This window comes from Spirillospora sp. NPDC049024 (genome assembly GCF_040649235.1).
Taxonomy (GTDB): Bacteria; Actinomycetota; Actinomycetes; order Streptosporangiales; family Streptosporangiaceae; genus Spirillospora.
In genome coordinates this window covers 103,825-118,063 of record NZ_JBEZFD010000013.1, presented here as the reverse complement: position 1 = coordinate 118,063, position 14,239 = coordinate 103,825, and the positions used below count along the sequence as shown (strand labels likewise).

The following is a 14,239-nucleotide window of genomic DNA, read 5'->3' as shown; positions in this document are numbered from 1 at the left end:
GGCCTTGAGTGAGCTGGCTCTCACCCTTGGTGTCAGTGCCCGCAGAGGCCGAGGACGGCGTCGCCGTACCGGTCGAGCTTCACCTTGCCGACGCCCGGGATGCGGGCCAGGTCCTCCAGCGACTCGGGGGCGTGCTCGGCGATCGCCTGGAGCGTCGCGTCGGTGAACACCACGTACGCGGGCACCTTCTGCTCGGCGGACACCTGGGCGCGCCACTCCTTGAGCGCGAGGAGGAGCTCCTCGTTCAGCTCGGAGGGGCAGTCCTCGCAGCGGCCGAGCTTGCGCTCGACGGCGGCGGTCAGCGGGCGGCCGCACACCCGGCAGGGCTGCGGCCCCTTGGCGGGGCGCCGCTTCGACCGCTCGACGCGGGCGGGCGTGTGCGTGGTGGTCTTGCCGGTCAGGCCGTCCAGGAAGCGGGACGGGCGGCGCGCCTGCGTCCCGCCGGGCGACCGCGCCAGCGCCCACGACAGGTTCAGGTGCACGCGCGCCCGCGTCACGCCGACGTACAGGAGGCGGCGCTCCTCCTCGATCTGCTCGGGCGTCTTGGCGTAGACGATGGGCAGCGTGCCCTCGGCCAGCCCGACGAGGAACACCGCGTCCCACTCCAGGCCCTTGGCGGCGTGCAGCGAGGCGAGCGTGACGCCCTCCAGCGGCGGCGCGTGCTGCGCGGCGGCGCGCTCCTCCAGCTCGGCGACGAAGTCGGGGAGGCCAGCCCTGGGGTTGTCGGCGGCCATGTCCTCGGCGAGCTGGGCCAGCGCGGCGAGGGACTCCCAGCGCGCGCGGGCCGCGCCCGCGCCCTCTGGGGGCCGGTCGGAGAACCCCGCCCCGCTCAGCACGTGCCGGACGGTCTGGATCAGGCCCATGCCGTCGGTCTCGGCGTCGGCGCCCGCCCGCGCCGCGCCGCGCAGCCGCACCACGGCCTCGCGCACCTCGGGCCGCTCGAAGAACCGCTCCGCGCCGCGCAGCACGTACGGGACGCCCACGGCCGCGAGCGCCGACTCGTAGGTCTCGGACTGGGCGTTGATCCGGAAGAGGATCGCGATCTCCCGCGCGGGGACGCCCTCCTCGATCAGCTTGCGGGCGCGCCGCGCGGCGTCGTCGGCCTCGGCGACCTCGTCGTCGTACTCGTTGAACACGGGCTCGGGCCCGTTCTCGCGCTGCGCGACCAGCTCCAGCTTGTGCCGCGCGCCCCGCGCCTGCCCGATCACCCCGTTCGCCAACCGGACGACCTGCGGCGTCGACCGGTAGTCGCGCACGAGCCTGACGACCTTGGCGTCCGGGTGCTCGCGGGTGAAGTCGAGCAGGTGGGACGGGGACGCGCCGGTGAAGGAGTAGATCGTCTGGTTGGGGTCGCCGACGACGCACAGGTCGTCGCGGTCGCCGACCCAGGCGTCGAGCAGCATCTTCTGCAGCGGGTTGACGTCCTGGAACTCGTCGACGACGAAGTACCGGTACTGCTCGCGGACCTGGTTGGCGACCTCGCGGTGCTCGGTGATGACGGCGGCGGTCAGCTCCAGCATGCCCTCGAAGTCGAGCAGGTTGCGCTCGCGCCTGAGCTGCTCGTACATCGCGTAGACGCGGGCCACGTCGACGACCTCGGCGGGCGGGCGGCGGCCCGCCTTCACGACTGCGCCCGGGTAATCCTCGGGGCGGTTCTGGGTGACCTTCGCCCATTCGATCTCGCTCGCGACGTCGCGCAGCTCCGTGCGGCCGAGGGAGAGCCGGCACGCCCGCGCCGCGTCCGCGACCAGCCCGATCTTCGAGTCGACGATCTTGGGCGCCTCGCCGCCGACGACGCGCGGCCAGAAGTAGCCGAGCTGCCGCAGCGCCGCCGCGTGGAACGTGCGGGCCTGCACGCCGGGCGCGCCGAGCTGCCGCAGCCGGCTGCGCAGCTCGCCCGCCGCGCGTGTGGTGAACGTCACGGCGAGCACCCGCTGCGGCGTCACCACGCCGGTGAGGGTGGCGTAGGCGATCCGGTGGGTGATCGCCCTGGTCTTGCCCGTCCCGGCGCCCGCGAGGACGCACACCGGGCCCTTCACCGCCTCGGCGACCGCCCGCTGCTCGGGGTCGAGCCCCTCCAGCACCGACTCAGCTGACATTCCCCCATACTCGCAGCCCGCCCCACCTGTATCAGCCATCTCCGCCGCCTGTGGACGACGCGGAATGCGAAGCGGTCACGTGATGTTCTTGCTAGGCATCAACCCCCGAGCGCAAGGAGACGCGGAACCGATGGCGACGCCGACGACCGACCGGGCCAAGGGCGCGGCCGGCCAGCTCACCATGTACACGACGTCCTGGTGCGGGTTCTGCCGGCGGCTGAAGAGCCAGCTGGCCCGCGACGGCATCCAGATGGTGGAGATCGACATCGAGCGCGACCCCGCGGCCGCCGAGTTCGTGATGAGCGTCAACGGCGGCAACCAGACGGTGCCGACGATCGTGTTCCCCGACGGCTCCGCCGCGACCAACCCCAGCGCAAAAGAGGTCAAGCGCCGCCTAGCGGAGCTTGCCTAGCGTTTTCTCCTCCTTCGGGCCTAAGGGCCGACCACCCCAGCCCGCACCGCATCCCCGCAACAACCTGGGGCCCCGCGATCGCGTCCGAAGGCAGATTCGAGCGAAGCAAGAACCTGATCGCGCAGCGAGCCGCAAGGCGAGCCGGAGCGATGCCAGCGATCGCCGCAGTGCCCGACGATGGAGGGCCGCCAGGCCCGAAGGAGGAGAGCACTGCAATAAGCACAGCAGGGCCGCCAGGCCCGAAGGAGGAGAGAAATGCCAGGCTAGAACGGCGGCATATGCGGGAGGTCGCCGCCGTACCAGCGCATGATGAGCTGGGCGGCGATCGACAGCGGGCCGGGCGCGACGATCTCGCCCGCGTCGATGGCGGCGCGCAGCTCGTCGCGGGTGTACCAGGCGGCGTCCAGGATCTCCTCCGGGTCGGGACGCAGCGGGAGGCCGCCGTCCGCCCGCGCGGTGAACCCGATCATGAGGCTCCGCGGCAGCGGCCACGGCTGGCTGCCGAGGTAGCGCACGTCGCGGACGGGCAGCCCGACCTCCTCCTGCACCTCCCGCGCGACGGCCTGTTCGAGGGACTCCCCCGGCTCGACGAACCCGGCGAGGATCGAGCGGCGGTCGGCCGGCCACTGCGGGCCGCGGGCCAGCAGGACGCGGTCGGCCTCGTCCGTCACCAGCATGATCACGGCGGGGTCGACGCGCGGGAAGTGCTCCGAGCCGTCCCTGGGGCAGACGCGCACGTGCCCGGCGGCGGCCGTGCGGGTCTCGGCGCCGCAGCGCGGGCAGTACCGGTGGGTGTCGTGCCAGTGCTCCAGGGCGACGGCGTGGGTGAGCAGGCCGGAGTCCCGGTCGCCGAGGAGGGCGCCGACGCGCCGGAGCCCGGCCGGCTGCGCCCCCTCGACGGCGGGCAGCGGGCCGGGCACCCCGAAGTAGGCGACGCCGTCGCCGTCGACGCCGAGGAGCCACCGCCCGCCGTCCGGCGCCTGCTCCGGCGGCACCAGGACGAGCGCGGGAGCGGGCTCGAAGACGACGAGCGCCCGCCCTTCGTGGACGACCAGGACGCGCGTCCTCGGGTCGGCCCACGCGGCGTCCAGCCAGGCCTCGTCGCGCCGGTTCAGCGCGACGCGGTCGAGCGTGCCGCGCGCGAGCGCCAGCCACTCCAGCGGGTCCTGCGAGATCTCCTGCCGAGCAGGCGGCGTCTCCAGCGGGGCGTCGGTCATCGTGCTCCTCTCCGCCGTGTTCAGCGCAGCGCGGTGGCGAGTTCTTCCCACAGGTACGCGGCGGCCTCGGCGCCCTTGAGCAGCAGCGGGATCTCGACCTTCTCGTTCGGGGCGTGGATGCGGTCGCCGTCCAGACCCACCGCGACGAAGACCAGCGGCGCGTCCAGGATGTCGGCGAGATCGGCCTCGGGGCCGCTGCCGCCCTCCCGGGTGAACAGGACGTCGGTCCCGAAGGCCCGCTCCATCGCGCGGCGGGCGGCCTTGACGCCGGGCGAGTCGATCGGGGAGAAGCAGGGCCGGACGCCGCCGTGCGGGGTGCGGACCTCGGCCTCGACGCCGGCCGGCGTCCGCTCGGCGACCCACTCCCTGAACTGCTCCTGGACCTTGCGGGGGTCCTGGCCGGCGGCGAGCCGGAACGAGATCTTGGCGTGCGCCTCGCGGGGGACGATCGTCTTGCCGCCCGGCCCGGTGTGCCCGCCCCACATGCCGTTGATCTCGGCGGTCGGCCGGGCCCAGACGCGTTCGAGGGTCGTGTAGCCCTTCTCGCCGTGGGCGGCGCGGCTGCTCCCGGCGGTGCGCAGCCACTCGGCCTCGTCGAACGGCAGCCGGGCGAACAGCTCCCGCTCCTCGTCGGTCAGCGGGACGACGTCGTCGTAGAAGCCGGGGAGGGTGACGCGGCCGTCGTCGTCGTGGAGGGCGGCGAGCAGCGAGGCCATCGCGTGGAGCGGGTTGGGGACGGCGCCGCCGAACGAGCCGGAGTGCAGGTCGCTCTCCGGGCCGCGCAGCGTGACCTCGGCCTCGGCGAGGCCGCGCATGCCGGTGCACATGGACGGCACGTCCGCCGACCACATCGTGGTGTCGCTGATGACGACGGCGTCGCAGGCGAGCCGGTCGCGGTGGGTGCGGAGCAGCTCGGCGAAGTGCGCCGAGCCGGACTCCTCCTCGCCCTCGACCAGCAGCTTGATCGTGACGGGCGGGGCCTGCCGCCCGGACGCGGCGAGCCCCGCGCGGATCCCGAGGGTGTGGAAGAAGACCTGGCCCTTGTCGTCGGACGCGCCGCGCCCGATGAGCCGGTCGCCCTTCTCCAGCGGCTTGAACGGCTCGGTCTCCCACTCCTCCAGCGGCTCGACCGGCTGGACGTCGTGGTGACCGTAGACGACGACCGAAGGAGCGCCGGGGTCTTCGGCGGGCCATTCGGCGAACACCGTGGGCAGGCCGGGGGTCTCCCAGACCTCGACGGTGGGGAAGCCCTGCCCGCGCAGGTACTCGGCGAGCCATCCGGCGGAGGTGCGCACGTCGTCGGCGTGGGCCGGGTCCCCGGAGATGGACGGGATCGCCAGCCACTCCTTGAGGTCGGCGAGGAACCGGTCGCGGTCCGCCTGGATGTAGGCGACTACGTCGTTCACCTGCATGCCCCTTCGCATGTCGTAATGTCGGGCCGAGCGTCCTGCGTCCGGGATCTCCGGACGTCCGGAACCTCGGGTTCCCCGATCCGGGGAACTCACAGTAAGGGATCCCCTTGCCTCGATCGCGGGAGTGGCCTTGATCCTCATCGACCCGCCGCTGTGGCCCGCGCGTGGCCGCGTGTGGTCGCACATGGTCAGCGACGTGTCGTACGACGAGCTGCACCTGTTCGCCGCCGATCTGGGCATGCCGCCGCGGGCGTTCGAGCGCGACCATTACGACGTCCCGTCCGAGCTCTACGAGGCGGCGCTGCTCCAGGGCGCCGAGGCGGTGAGCTGCCAGGAGCTGCTGCTGCGGCTGACGAAGGCGGGCCTGCGCCGCCGCAAGGCGTACCGGCCCCGGACGGCCGGCTCGGCGTCGTCGCCTGGCCAGGCGTTGTCGTCAGGCTAGGCGTTGAGGAGCAGGAGTTCGGTCCGCATGTTGTTGCGGGCGCGCTCCTCGAAGCGTTCGCGTGCGGCGGGCGTGTGGAACAGCCTGGGGAGCGCCAGGAGTCCGTTGAGGACCTCGGCCCGTCCCGCACGGAAGAACTCGTCGGGGACGAACGCGTACTCCTCGCGGACGGCGGCGGCGTAGGCGGCGTACTCCTCGGGCTCCGCGCCGAGGACGGCGAGGTCGGCGTCGCAGAGGACCTGCCCGTCGCGGTCGTCCTCCTCCGGCGCGTGCGCGGCGGTCAGCTCGACGAGCCGGACGACCTGCGCGACGACCGGCTCCGGGAGGTCGGTGTCGGCGAGCATGCGCGCGGCCAGGCGGGCGCTGCGCTCCTCGTTGTCGGCGCGCTCGGGGTCGTAGACGGCGTCGTGGAACCAGGCGGCGAGCCGGACGGCGTCGGGGTCCTCGGCGTGCCCGGCCAGCTCGTCCACGAGGTCGAGCACCGCGGCCAGGTGCGCGCGGGTGTGGTAGCGGCGGTGCGGCTCGCCGTAGCGCTGGTCGAGCTCGGCGCCGATGTGCCGGGTGTGGGGTCCGGCCAGCGCCACCCACCGGTCGACAAGTTCCATGGGGCCATCCTGGCGGATCGCGGGACGGGCCGGGACACGCGATGCCATCGTTCTTGCGTGCGGAGGGCACCCCGGCCACTATGGTGATCACTGCGAGTTAGGCAAGGCTTACCTCACTCACTGGAAAGGCCGGTCGTGGCCGCCTCTCTCTACCTGGTCGCCGGCAAGGCGACCGACTCGGTGACCCACGGGTTCCTGCCCGCCGCCGCGCGCCTGGGCCTCGACGTCACGCTCCTCACCGACCGTCCCGCCGCCCACGACGCCGGCGTCCCCGTTGTCGAGTGCGACGTCTCCGACTTCCGCGCCATCATCGCGAGCGTCGAGGACATCTCCGCACACGGCGGGGCTGAGCCGGCCGCCGTCTTCTCCAACAGCGACTTCCTCCAGGCGCCCGCCGCGCTGGCCGCCGCGTACTTCGGCCTGCCCGCCAAGGACTGGCGGGCCGCGACCCGGGCGAAGAACAAGGCGCTCATGCGGCGGCACCTGGCGTCCCTCGACCCGGTCTTCTCGGCGGACGCCGCGCGGGTCCCGGCGGACGCGCCGTACCCGCTCGTCCTCAAGCCGCGCGAGGGGGTGGCGAGCGAGGACGTCTTCCTCGTCCGCGACGCCGGGGAGCTCTCCGCACGGATCGGGGAGGTCAGGGCCCGGCGCGGCGATCCGCTGGTGGCCGAGGAGTACCTGCCCGGACGCCTCCACACGCTGGAGACGCTGGGCGACGGGCGCGAGTTGCGCGTGCTGGGGTCGTTCCGCACAACGCTCTCGCCGCCGCCGTTCTTCGTCGAGGAGCGCCTGGAGTGGGCGCCCCCGCCGCCGGAGGCGGCGCAGGTCGTGCGCCAGTTGGAGGCGCTGGGCGTCGGTTTCGGAGCGTGCCACACCGAGTTCGTCGTCCACGAGGGGCGTGCCCGCATCATCGAGGTCAACTACCGCCTGATCGGCGACCACTGCGACTTCCTGCTGGGCGACCTGCTGGGCGTCCCGCTCTTCAAGCAGATCCTCGACGTCCACCTGGGCGCGTCCTTGCCGGAACGGCGGGTGCCGCGTCCGCGCCATGCCGTCGCCGAGCCGGTCATCGCCGACCGCTGCGGCACGCTCACCGCTGCTCCCGGTCCCCTGCTGCTGGACGACGGTCCCGTGCGGCTCGCGTACCGTCCACAGCGGGCGGTGGGCGACACCGTCGACCTCACCCGCACCAACCGCGACTACCTGGGCACCGTCCGCGCCATCGGACCCGGGCCGGACGAGGTGGACGCCGCCCTGGCGCGGTTCCGGGCGGCCCACGAGTGGACGATCGCGTGACCGGCGACGACGCCGAAGGCACGCTCGCGGCCCGTGTCCTGGACGCGTTGCTGAGAGAGGACTACGCGGGCCTAAGGCGCTTCGTCCGTGGCCGCACGCTGGAGCTTCCGGGCCGGCCCGTGCGTCTCGTGCAAGCGCGTCCCGCCTTTCTCTCGGAACTCGTCGTGGACCCTGGGCAGGGCCTGCGGTTGAGCGACGTCTTCCATGCCGTCCGTGCGCTGGCCGACCCGCGTGACGACACGGCGGCCTTCGAGCGCGAGTGCCGTGAGGCCCTGGCGGCCGTCCGGCTGCACGACGACGCGCGTCCGGCCGTCCACCGGCGGCTTGGACGCCTCCCGGCCGAGCTGCGGACGGGCCCCGGCACGTTCTACGAGACGCTGGCGGCCTACAACGACCACCCCGTGCACCCGACCGGCCGGAGCCGCGCCGGGCTGTCCCTGGCCGAGCTGAGCCGCTACGCGCCCGAGTTCGCTCCGTCGTTCCCGCTGCGCTGGGCGGCCGTGCGGAACGCGACGCCGGCCGGGGAGCTCCCCGAGTGGTGGCCCACGTCGTCCGACGTGGGCCTGGAATCGGAAGGCGTGCTCTTTCCCGTCCATCCGCTGGCGGTGCGGCAAGTGCGCTCGCAGCCCGGCGCCCTGCTCGCGCCCGACCCTTACCTCCAGGTCGCCCCGACCCTTTCGATGCGGACGGTCGCGGCGGCCCCGCTCGCCCATCTGAAGATGCCGCTGCCGACGAGCACCCTCGGCCTCCGCAACCGGCGCACCATCATGCCCGGCACCCTCCCGGACGGCGCGCTCGTCGAGCGGATCCTGCGCCAGGTGCTTCTGCACGAGCCGGACCTTCCCGTCCTTCTCGCCGACGAGCAGACCTACGGCCATGCCGACGACCCACTCCTCGGCTATCTGGTGCGGCGATTCCCGCCGGAGGTGGCGCGCGCGCACGTCGTCCCCGTAGCGGCACTGCTCGCCGAGGCACCGGACGAGGGTTACGTCATCGAACGCTGGAACGTCGAGGCGCTCTTCGGCGCCTACCTGTCGGCGCTGCTCTCCTGGAACGTCACGCTGTTCCGGTACGGCATCGCGCTAGAGGCGCATCAGCAGAACGTGGCGCTCGTCTTGGACGAGTCCCCGCTCCGCCTCCTCGTCAAGGACAACGACGGCGCGCTCATCGACCCGTCCCGCCTCCGTGAGCGCGTGCCGCCCGCCCCCGGCACCGACCCCCGCGACCTGGCCGACCGCCGGATGACGACCTCCGACCCCGAGGCCCTCGCCCGCGTCTTCGTCACGATCACGCTGCACCTGTGCGCCGCGGCGCCCGCCCTCGGCCTGGCCGAGCGGGGCCTGCTGCCGTGGCGGACCGGGCGCCGGATGATCCGCGAGCGGCTGGACGAGGCGCTCGGGCCGGACGACGCGTTCCTGCGCTCCCGCACGCTCGACGCCGACTCGCTGCCCGGCAAGGCCATGGTCACCGCCGGGACCCTCGTCGACAAGGCGAGGACCGGCGCGGCCGACATCAACAAGCACTACGGCCCGCCGGGGCCGAACTACCTACGGGACACGACGTGCTGCTGACAGGACCGGCCGTCACGGCCGACGACGCCACCTCGACCGCGCTGCTCAACTGCCTGGTCCGGGAGGTGTGCGGCCCCGAGCAGCAGGTCTGGCCGGACGGCGGCCGGCTGGTGCTCCGGCTCCCCCGCGCGGGGGTCGAGCTTCGCGCGGGCCTGGCCCGCCCCCCGGCCGGGGCCGCCCCTCGCTTGGCGCCGCCCTACGAGGAGCGCCGCACGGACGAGTGGACACCGGCCCCCTGGGACAGGTTGGCGAACCTGGTCGCGGGCGAACTGGAGTTGGCGACCGGGCACCCGAACCCGGAGTTCCTCGCTCAGGTGGACGGCAGCCATGCCGCGCTCACCGCCATTCTCGCCGCGAGGGGCGAACCCTCTGGAGACCCCTACATCGACTCGGAGCAGTCCCTTGTGGCGGGGCATCGTTTCCACCCGTCTCCCAAGGCCCGGCAGGGTTCGCCGCAGGAGTGGCTCCCTTACGCGCCTGAGACGAGGGCTCGGTTCCGGCCGCTGTGGCTCGCCGTCCCGGAGCATCTCGTCGCCGAGGAGGGGGACGCGAGGGCCTTCGCGGCCCTGGAGGAGCACGGCCCCCCGGCTCCGCCCGGACGCCGGCTGCTTCCCGTCCATCCGTGGCAGTTCTCGTTGCTGGCGGACAACCCCGTCCTGCGGAAAGCCTTGGCGAGCGGCTCCCTGGTCAACCTCGGCCCCTCCGGACTGGAGGCGGTGCCCACGTCGTCCGTCCGTACCGCGTACCTGCCGGACGCCGACGTGTTCTGCAAGTTCAGCCTGGATGTGCGCATCACCAACTGCGTCCGGAAGAACGCCTGGTACGAGCTGACCGGGGCGATGACCCTGAACGAGCTACTGCCGCCCATCCTGGAGAAGCTGGACGCCGCGTTCCTCAGGGAGCCCGCCTACCGCAGCGTCGCCCTCCCCGACCGCCGCCTGTACGAGGGCCTGGGCGTGATCCTGCGCCAGGGCGTCGGCTCCCTTCCCGGGACGCCTCTCCTTGCAGGCGCTCTGACCGACCCCTGCAACGCCCTCCTCGCCGGGCTGCCCGCACTGTCGACCCCGGAGAGCGCCCAAGCCTGGTGGGACGCATACGTAGCCCGCGTGGCACCGCCCGTGCTGGGCGCCTATCTGGACCACGGCGTCGTCCTGGAACCACACCTGCAGAACGTCCTCGTCTGCGTCGACGACGACGGCATGCCCGTCCATTCCGTGTTCCGCGACATGGAAGGCACCAAACTGACCTCCGGCCAGTGGGACCTGGCGCATCTCCCCACCCGCGTGGCCGAGGCCCTCACCTACGCCCCCGACCAGGGTTGGAACCGTGTCGTCTACTGCCTCCTCGTCAACCACCTGACCGAGATAGCCGCCGCAGTGGCCGACCTCCACCCGTCCTTGGAGGAGACGCTCTGGCGCACGGCGCGCAAGTACTTCGCCGACCACGACCGCCACCCGCAGGTGAGAGCCCTGCTGGCCGGTGTCCCGCTTCCCGCCAAGGCGAACCTCCGCACCCGCTGGTCCCGGACGGCCGACCGCGGCGCCGCCTACGTCCCCGTCCCCAACCCGCTCGCCGCGCCCCGACCGCTGTGAACGAGTTCGCGCTGGCCCTCGACCGGTACCCGGCCTACGTCTACGACCTGCCCGGCCTCGAAGCCCACGTTCGCGGCATCCGCGCCGCGCTGCCCGGCACGGAGATCTTCTACGCCGCCAAAGCCAACCCGGACGCCGAGATCCTCCGCACTGTCGCGCCCCACATCGACGGCGTGGAGGTGTCGTCCGGCGGCGAACTCGCGCATGTCCGGGAGACGCTCCCCGGCAAGCCCGCGGCGTTCGGCGGGCCAGGGAAGACGGACGACGAACTGGCCTTGTCGCGCACGCTCAACGCCGAACGGATCCACGTGGAGAGCCCGAACGAACTGGCCCGCCTCGCAGCCCTCGGCCCGGCCGACATCCTTCTCCGCGCGAATCTGCCCCTGCACGTGCCGAACGCCGCCCTCACCATGAGCGGCCCTTTCGGAATGGACGAGGACGCCCTCGACCATTGCGCCCGCCTCTTGGCCTCATATCCGCACGTCACCCTGCGGGGTATCCACGCCCACCTGGCATCCGGCCTGGACGCGCCGGTCATGCTCGACCTGGCCCACCGGATAGCGGAACGGGCGATCCCCTGGCTGCGTGCCCGAGGAGTGGACGAACCCGAACTGAACGTGGGCGGCGGAATGGCGGTGGACTACACGTCCCCGGAAACCCGCTTCGACTGGCACACCTACGGGACGGGCCTAAGCGGCATCCCCGCGAAAGTCCGCATAGAGCCCGGCCGGGCGATGACCGCCTACCACGGCTGGTACGTCACCGACGTCCTGGACGTGAAGACGACGCGAGGCGAGACCTACGTCGTCCTCAGAGGCGGCACCCACCATCTGAGGACGCCCGTGACAAAGGGCCACGACCAGCCGTTCAGGGTTCTGACCGCGAACGGCCCGGAGCGCCCGGCGACCCTGGTGGGCCAGCTCTGCACCCCGAAGGACGTCTTCGCGCGCGACGCCCTCGTCCCGCCCCTGGCCCCGGGCGACGTCATCGCCTTCACCATGGCCGGGGCCTACGCCTGGAACATCTCCCACCACGACTTCCTCATGCACCCGAAGCCGGCCTTCCACTACAGGCGCTGACCGTCAGCTGCGGGGGCTCCCGTACCAGCGCCAGGACGTGACGCGCGGGCGCCCGGGGAGGTCGCCGCGTCCGGTGGCCCAAAGGAGGGTCGCCCAGGGGTCGGTTTCCTGCGGTGCGCCGGGGAAGAGGCGTCCCAGCACGCGGGCGCACAGGTCGGCGGGCGGCTCCCACGGCAGCCCCAGCCCGTCCGCCAGGTCGTACATGTGGACGAGGGTCTCCACGATCCCCATGGCGGCGAACCCCTCGGCGTCCGACGCACCGAAGACATGGTGCGCGCGGACGTCCGGGGCCGTGCAGCGGACCACGGCGGACAGCATCCCGCCGCACGCGTCGAGCACCTGGAGCAGCCCCGCGGGCCCGGCGTCCCGGTCCGCGTGGATCGCGTTCGCCGGTCCCCCGGAGCGCTTGCTCTCCCACACGAACGGCACCTCGCCGTCCGTCGGCGGCGTCCTCGGCGCGAGCTGGGCGGCGTAGGCGAACAGGTCGTCGCTGAGGTGCTCGACGGTCTCCCAGCAGGTCCATTCGAGCGACCCGGCCTTCGCGTCCCAGGCCTCCGGGGGAGCCTCGCGCAGCGCGGCGATGGCCAGCCGGACGGCGAGGTCGAGATCGTCTGCGGTCACGGGGGCGGTCGGATGCGGCATGGCCCCGACGCTACTGGACGATCCCGGCCCGCCGATCAGCCGCCCATCAGGGCGGCGGTCCCGCTGACGCTGATCCCGGTGTCGCCGGAGGGGACGTCCACGAGCAGCCGGCTGGGACGGCCCATGTCCTCGCCCTGGCGGATCGTGATCTGGGCAGGCGGGGCGACGAGGCCCAGCGACCGCAGGTAGCCGCCGAACGCCGCCGCGGCGGCGCCGGTCGCCGGGTCCTCCACCACGCCGCCCGGCGGGAACGGGTCGCGGGCGTGGAAGACGGTCTCGCCCTCCCGCCAGACGAGGTGGACGGTCGTCCAGTCGCGGCGCGCCATGAGCTCGCCGAGCGCGTCCATGTCGTAGTCGAGGTCGGCGAGGCGTGCGCGCGTGGCCGCGGCGAGGACCAGATGGTCGTTGCCCGCGTTCGCGATGCGCGGCGGCAGCGCCGGGTCGAGCTGCGCGGCCTCCCAGCCCAGCGCGTCCAGCGCCGCGGCGAGGTCGGCCTCCGCGACGTCCCGGACGGTGGGCGGGACGCTCGTGAGGGTGGCGAGGACGCGGCCGCCGGCCTCCCTCGTCTCGACCCCGACCTCCCCGGCCATGGTGTCCAGCCGCAGGCTCCCGGTCCCCCGGCGCTCGGCCAGCGCGACGGCGGTCGCGATCGTCGCATGCCCGCAGAAGGCGACCTCGGCCAGCGGGCTGAAGTAGCGGATCCGGAACCGCTCGGGCGCGCCACCCTCGTCCACGAGGAAGGCCGTCTCGGAGAACCCGATCTCGGCGGCGATCTCCTGCATGCTCGCCTCGTCCAGGCCCCGCGCGTCCAGGACGACGCCGGCCGGGTTGCCGCCCTCGCCGTCCACGTCGAAGGCGGTGTAGCGGAGTGCTTGTGCGATGTCGCTCATGGGACCAGTCTGCGCGCACCGGTAGCATCGCGTCCAACGATGGTTATTGATGGGATGCATCGGGATACTCGATGGACACTCGCCTCCTCACCACCTTCCTGGCGGTCCTGCGCACAGGCGGGATGACCGCCGCCGCGGCGGAGCTCGGCTTCGTGCAGTCCACGGTCACCGCGCACGTCCAGGCGCTGGAGCGCATCGCCGGGACGCCGCTGCTCGACCGCCGCCCCGGCGGCGTCTCCCCCACCCTCGCCGGTTCGCTGCTCGCCGAGCGCGCCCGGAGCATCCTCGACCTCCAGGAGCGGATGCTCGCCGAGGTCACCGCCGCCGCAACCGAGCCCTCCGGCCCGGTGCGGCTCCAGGCGCCGGAGTCGGTGTGCGCGTACTGGCTCGCGCCCGTCCTGCCCGGGCTGCGGGAGGCCCTCCCGGACGTGAGCGTGTCGCTGTCCCCCGCCGACACGCGGACCGCGCTGGCCGCGCTCGCCGACCGCCGCGCCGACCTGGCCCTCGTCCTCGAACCGTCGCCCGACCCGTCCGGCGTCGAGCTGGTCGATCTGGGCGTCCAGCCCCTGTCGCTCGTCGCGGCGCCGGCCGCGCCCCTCCCCCGGGACCGTCCGCTCACCCCGGCGGAGCTCGCCGAGGCCGGGGTGATCCTGCTGGAGGAAGGCTGCTCCTACAGCGACGAGATCGCCGCTGTCGCCGCCACCGCCGACCCCGCGGCGAACCCGCCCCGGTTCGGGGGCATCGAGACGGCGAAGCGCTGCGTCGCCGCCGGCCTCGGCGTGGCGCTGCTGCCCGCGGTCACGGTCGCCGGCGAGCTCGCCGCGGGCGCGCTCACCGAACTGCGCCCGCCCGCCGGCCTGTCCCGGCAGCGCCTCTGGCTCGCCGAGCCGGCGTCCCGCTGGCGCTCCCCCGCCGTCGACGCCGTTCGCACCGCCCTGATCGGATCGATCGCCGGCGGCACCGCGCGCTCGTAGTCCCGGCC

13 protein-coding genes are annotated in these 14,239 nt (G+C 73.4%); 7 read left to right on the top strand and 6 right to left on the bottom strand.

Translation table 11 applies throughout. From position 1 onward, the window contains the following. Positions 1 to 32: 32 nt before the first annotated feature. Complete coding sequence (locus tag AB0C21_RS24275) at positions 33 to 2,099, bottom strand: ATP-dependent DNA helicase UvrD2 (RefSeq protein ID WP_500207128.1); 2,067 nt, start codon at positions 2,097 to 2,099, stop codon at positions 33 to 35. A gap of 130 nt (positions 2,100 to 2,229) precedes the next feature. Between AB0C21_RS24275 and AB0C21_RS24270 the strand changes: the two genes are divergently transcribed. After that, a complete protein-coding gene (locus AB0C21_RS24270; RefSeq protein ID WP_149263525.1) occupies positions 2,230 to 2,511 on the top strand; it encodes a mycoredoxin in 282 nt (93 codons plus the stop codon). Between the two features lie 263 nt (positions 2,512 to 2,774). Here the strand turns inward: AB0C21_RS24270 and nudC are convergent, their stop codons facing one another. Further along, complete coding sequence (gene nudC, locus AB0C21_RS24265; protein ID WP_500207127.1) at positions 2,775 to 3,728, bottom strand: NAD(+) diphosphatase; 954 nt, start codon at positions 3,726 to 3,728, stop codon at positions 2,775 to 2,777. Between the two features lie 20 nt (positions 3,729 to 3,748). Next, entirely contained in the window at positions 3,749 to 5,140 is a 1,392-nt protein-coding gene (locus AB0C21_RS24260) for a dipeptidase (protein ID WP_500207347.1), read from the bottom strand. 124 nt (positions 5,141 to 5,264) lie between these two features. On the opposite strand from AB0C21_RS24260, the gene AB0C21_RS24255 reads away from it, so the two are divergent. Then, on the top strand, positions 5,265 to 5,582 hold the full coding sequence (locus AB0C21_RS24255; RefSeq protein WP_500207125.1) for a DUF4031 domain-containing protein: 318 nt from the start codon (positions 5,265 to 5,267) through the stop codon (positions 5,580 to 5,582). Here AB0C21_RS24255 and AB0C21_RS24250 read toward each other — a convergent pair. After that, positions 5,579 to 6,187: an HD domain-containing protein gene (locus AB0C21_RS24250; protein ID WP_353818713.1), complete on the bottom strand. Its 609-nt coding sequence runs from the start codon at positions 6,185 to 6,187 to the stop codon at positions 5,579 to 5,581. The genes AB0C21_RS24255 and AB0C21_RS24250 overlap by 4 nt on opposite strands. A 135-nt stretch (positions 6,188 to 6,322) precedes the next feature. Between AB0C21_RS24250 and AB0C21_RS24245 the strand changes: the two genes are divergently transcribed. The 4 genes from AB0C21_RS24245 to AB0C21_RS24230 are packed head-to-tail and all read left to right on the top strand — an operon-like array spanning position 6,323 to position 11,725. Then, positions 6,323 to 7,483 carry an ATP-grasp domain-containing protein gene (locus AB0C21_RS24245; RefSeq protein ID WP_500207124.1) on the top strand — a complete coding sequence of 387 codons (1,161 nt, stop codon included), beginning with the start codon at positions 6,323 to 6,325 and terminating at the stop codon, positions 7,481 to 7,483. Next, positions 7,480 to 9,054 (top strand): IucA/IucC family protein, encoded by a 1,575-nt coding sequence (locus tag AB0C21_RS24240; protein ID WP_500207122.1) that lies wholly within the window; start codon positions 7,480 to 7,482, stop codon positions 9,052 to 9,054. The genes AB0C21_RS24245 and AB0C21_RS24240 overlap by 4 nt, the downstream gene beginning before the upstream one ends. Beyond that, a complete protein-coding gene (locus AB0C21_RS24235) occupies positions 9,045 to 10,646 on the top strand; it encodes an IucA/IucC family protein (protein ID WP_500207121.1) in 1,602 nt (533 codons plus the stop codon). The genes AB0C21_RS24240 and AB0C21_RS24235 overlap by 10 nt, the downstream gene beginning before the upstream one ends. Next, a complete protein-coding gene (locus AB0C21_RS24230; RefSeq protein ID WP_500207119.1) occupies positions 10,643 to 11,725 on the top strand; it encodes an alanine racemase in 1,083 nt (360 codons plus the stop codon). Before AB0C21_RS24235 ends, AB0C21_RS24230 begins: the two co-directional genes overlap by 4 nt. 3 nt (positions 11,726 to 11,728) lie before the next feature. On the opposite strand, the gene AB0C21_RS24225 is transcribed toward AB0C21_RS24230, so the two are convergent. Continuing rightward, a complete protein-coding gene (locus AB0C21_RS24225; RefSeq protein WP_500207117.1) occupies positions 11,729 to 12,367 on the bottom strand; it encodes a maleylpyruvate isomerase N-terminal domain-containing protein in 639 nt (212 codons plus the stop codon). A 35-nt stretch (positions 12,368 to 12,402) separates the two neighbouring features. After that, positions 12,403 to 13,257, bottom strand: a complete 855-nt coding sequence (locus tag AB0C21_RS24220; protein WP_500207115.1) for a PhzF family phenazine biosynthesis protein — start codon at positions 13,255 to 13,257, stop codon at positions 12,403 to 12,405. A 71-nt stretch (positions 13,258 to 13,328) separates the two neighbouring features. Between AB0C21_RS24220 and AB0C21_RS24215 the strand changes: the two genes are divergently transcribed. Further along, positions 13,329 to 14,231 (top strand): LysR family transcriptional regulator, encoded by a 903-nt coding sequence (locus tag AB0C21_RS24215; RefSeq protein ID WP_500207113.1) that lies wholly within the window; start codon positions 13,329 to 13,331, stop codon positions 14,229 to 14,231. Positions 14,232 to 14,239 lie beyond the last annotated feature (8 nt).

Excerpts from the sequence above, each read along its gene's own strand:
- AB0C21_RS24275 (WP_500207128.1), bottom strand. The coding sequence starts at position 2,099 with ATGTCAGCTGAGTCGGTGCTGGAGGGGCTCGACCCCGAGCAGCGGGCG.
- AB0C21_RS24270 (WP_149263525.1), top strand. The coding sequence starts at position 2,230 with ATGGCGACGCCGACGACCGACCGGGCCAAGGGCGCGGCCGGCCAGCTC.
- nudC (WP_500207127.1), bottom strand. The coding sequence starts at position 3,728 with ATGACCGACGCCCCGCTGGAGACGCCGCCTGCTCGGCAGGAGATCTCG.
- AB0C21_RS24260 (WP_500207347.1), bottom strand. The coding sequence starts at position 5,140 with ATGCAGGTGAACGACGTAGTCGCCTACATCCAGGCGGACCGCGACCGG.
- AB0C21_RS24250 (WP_353818713.1), bottom strand. The coding sequence starts at position 6,187 with ATGGAACTTGTCGACCGGTGGGTGGCGCTGGCCGGACCCCACACCCGG.
- AB0C21_RS24225 (WP_500207117.1), bottom strand. The coding sequence starts at position 12,367 with ATGCCGCATCCGACCGCCCCCGTGACCGCAGACGATCTCGACCTCGCC.
- AB0C21_RS24220 (WP_500207115.1), bottom strand. The coding sequence starts at position 13,257 with ATGAGCGACATCGCACAAGCACTCCGCTACACCGCCTTCGACGTGGAC.
- AB0C21_RS24215 (WP_500207113.1), top strand. The coding sequence starts at position 13,329 with ATGGACACTCGCCTCCTCACCACCTTCCTGGCGGTCCTGCGCACAGGC.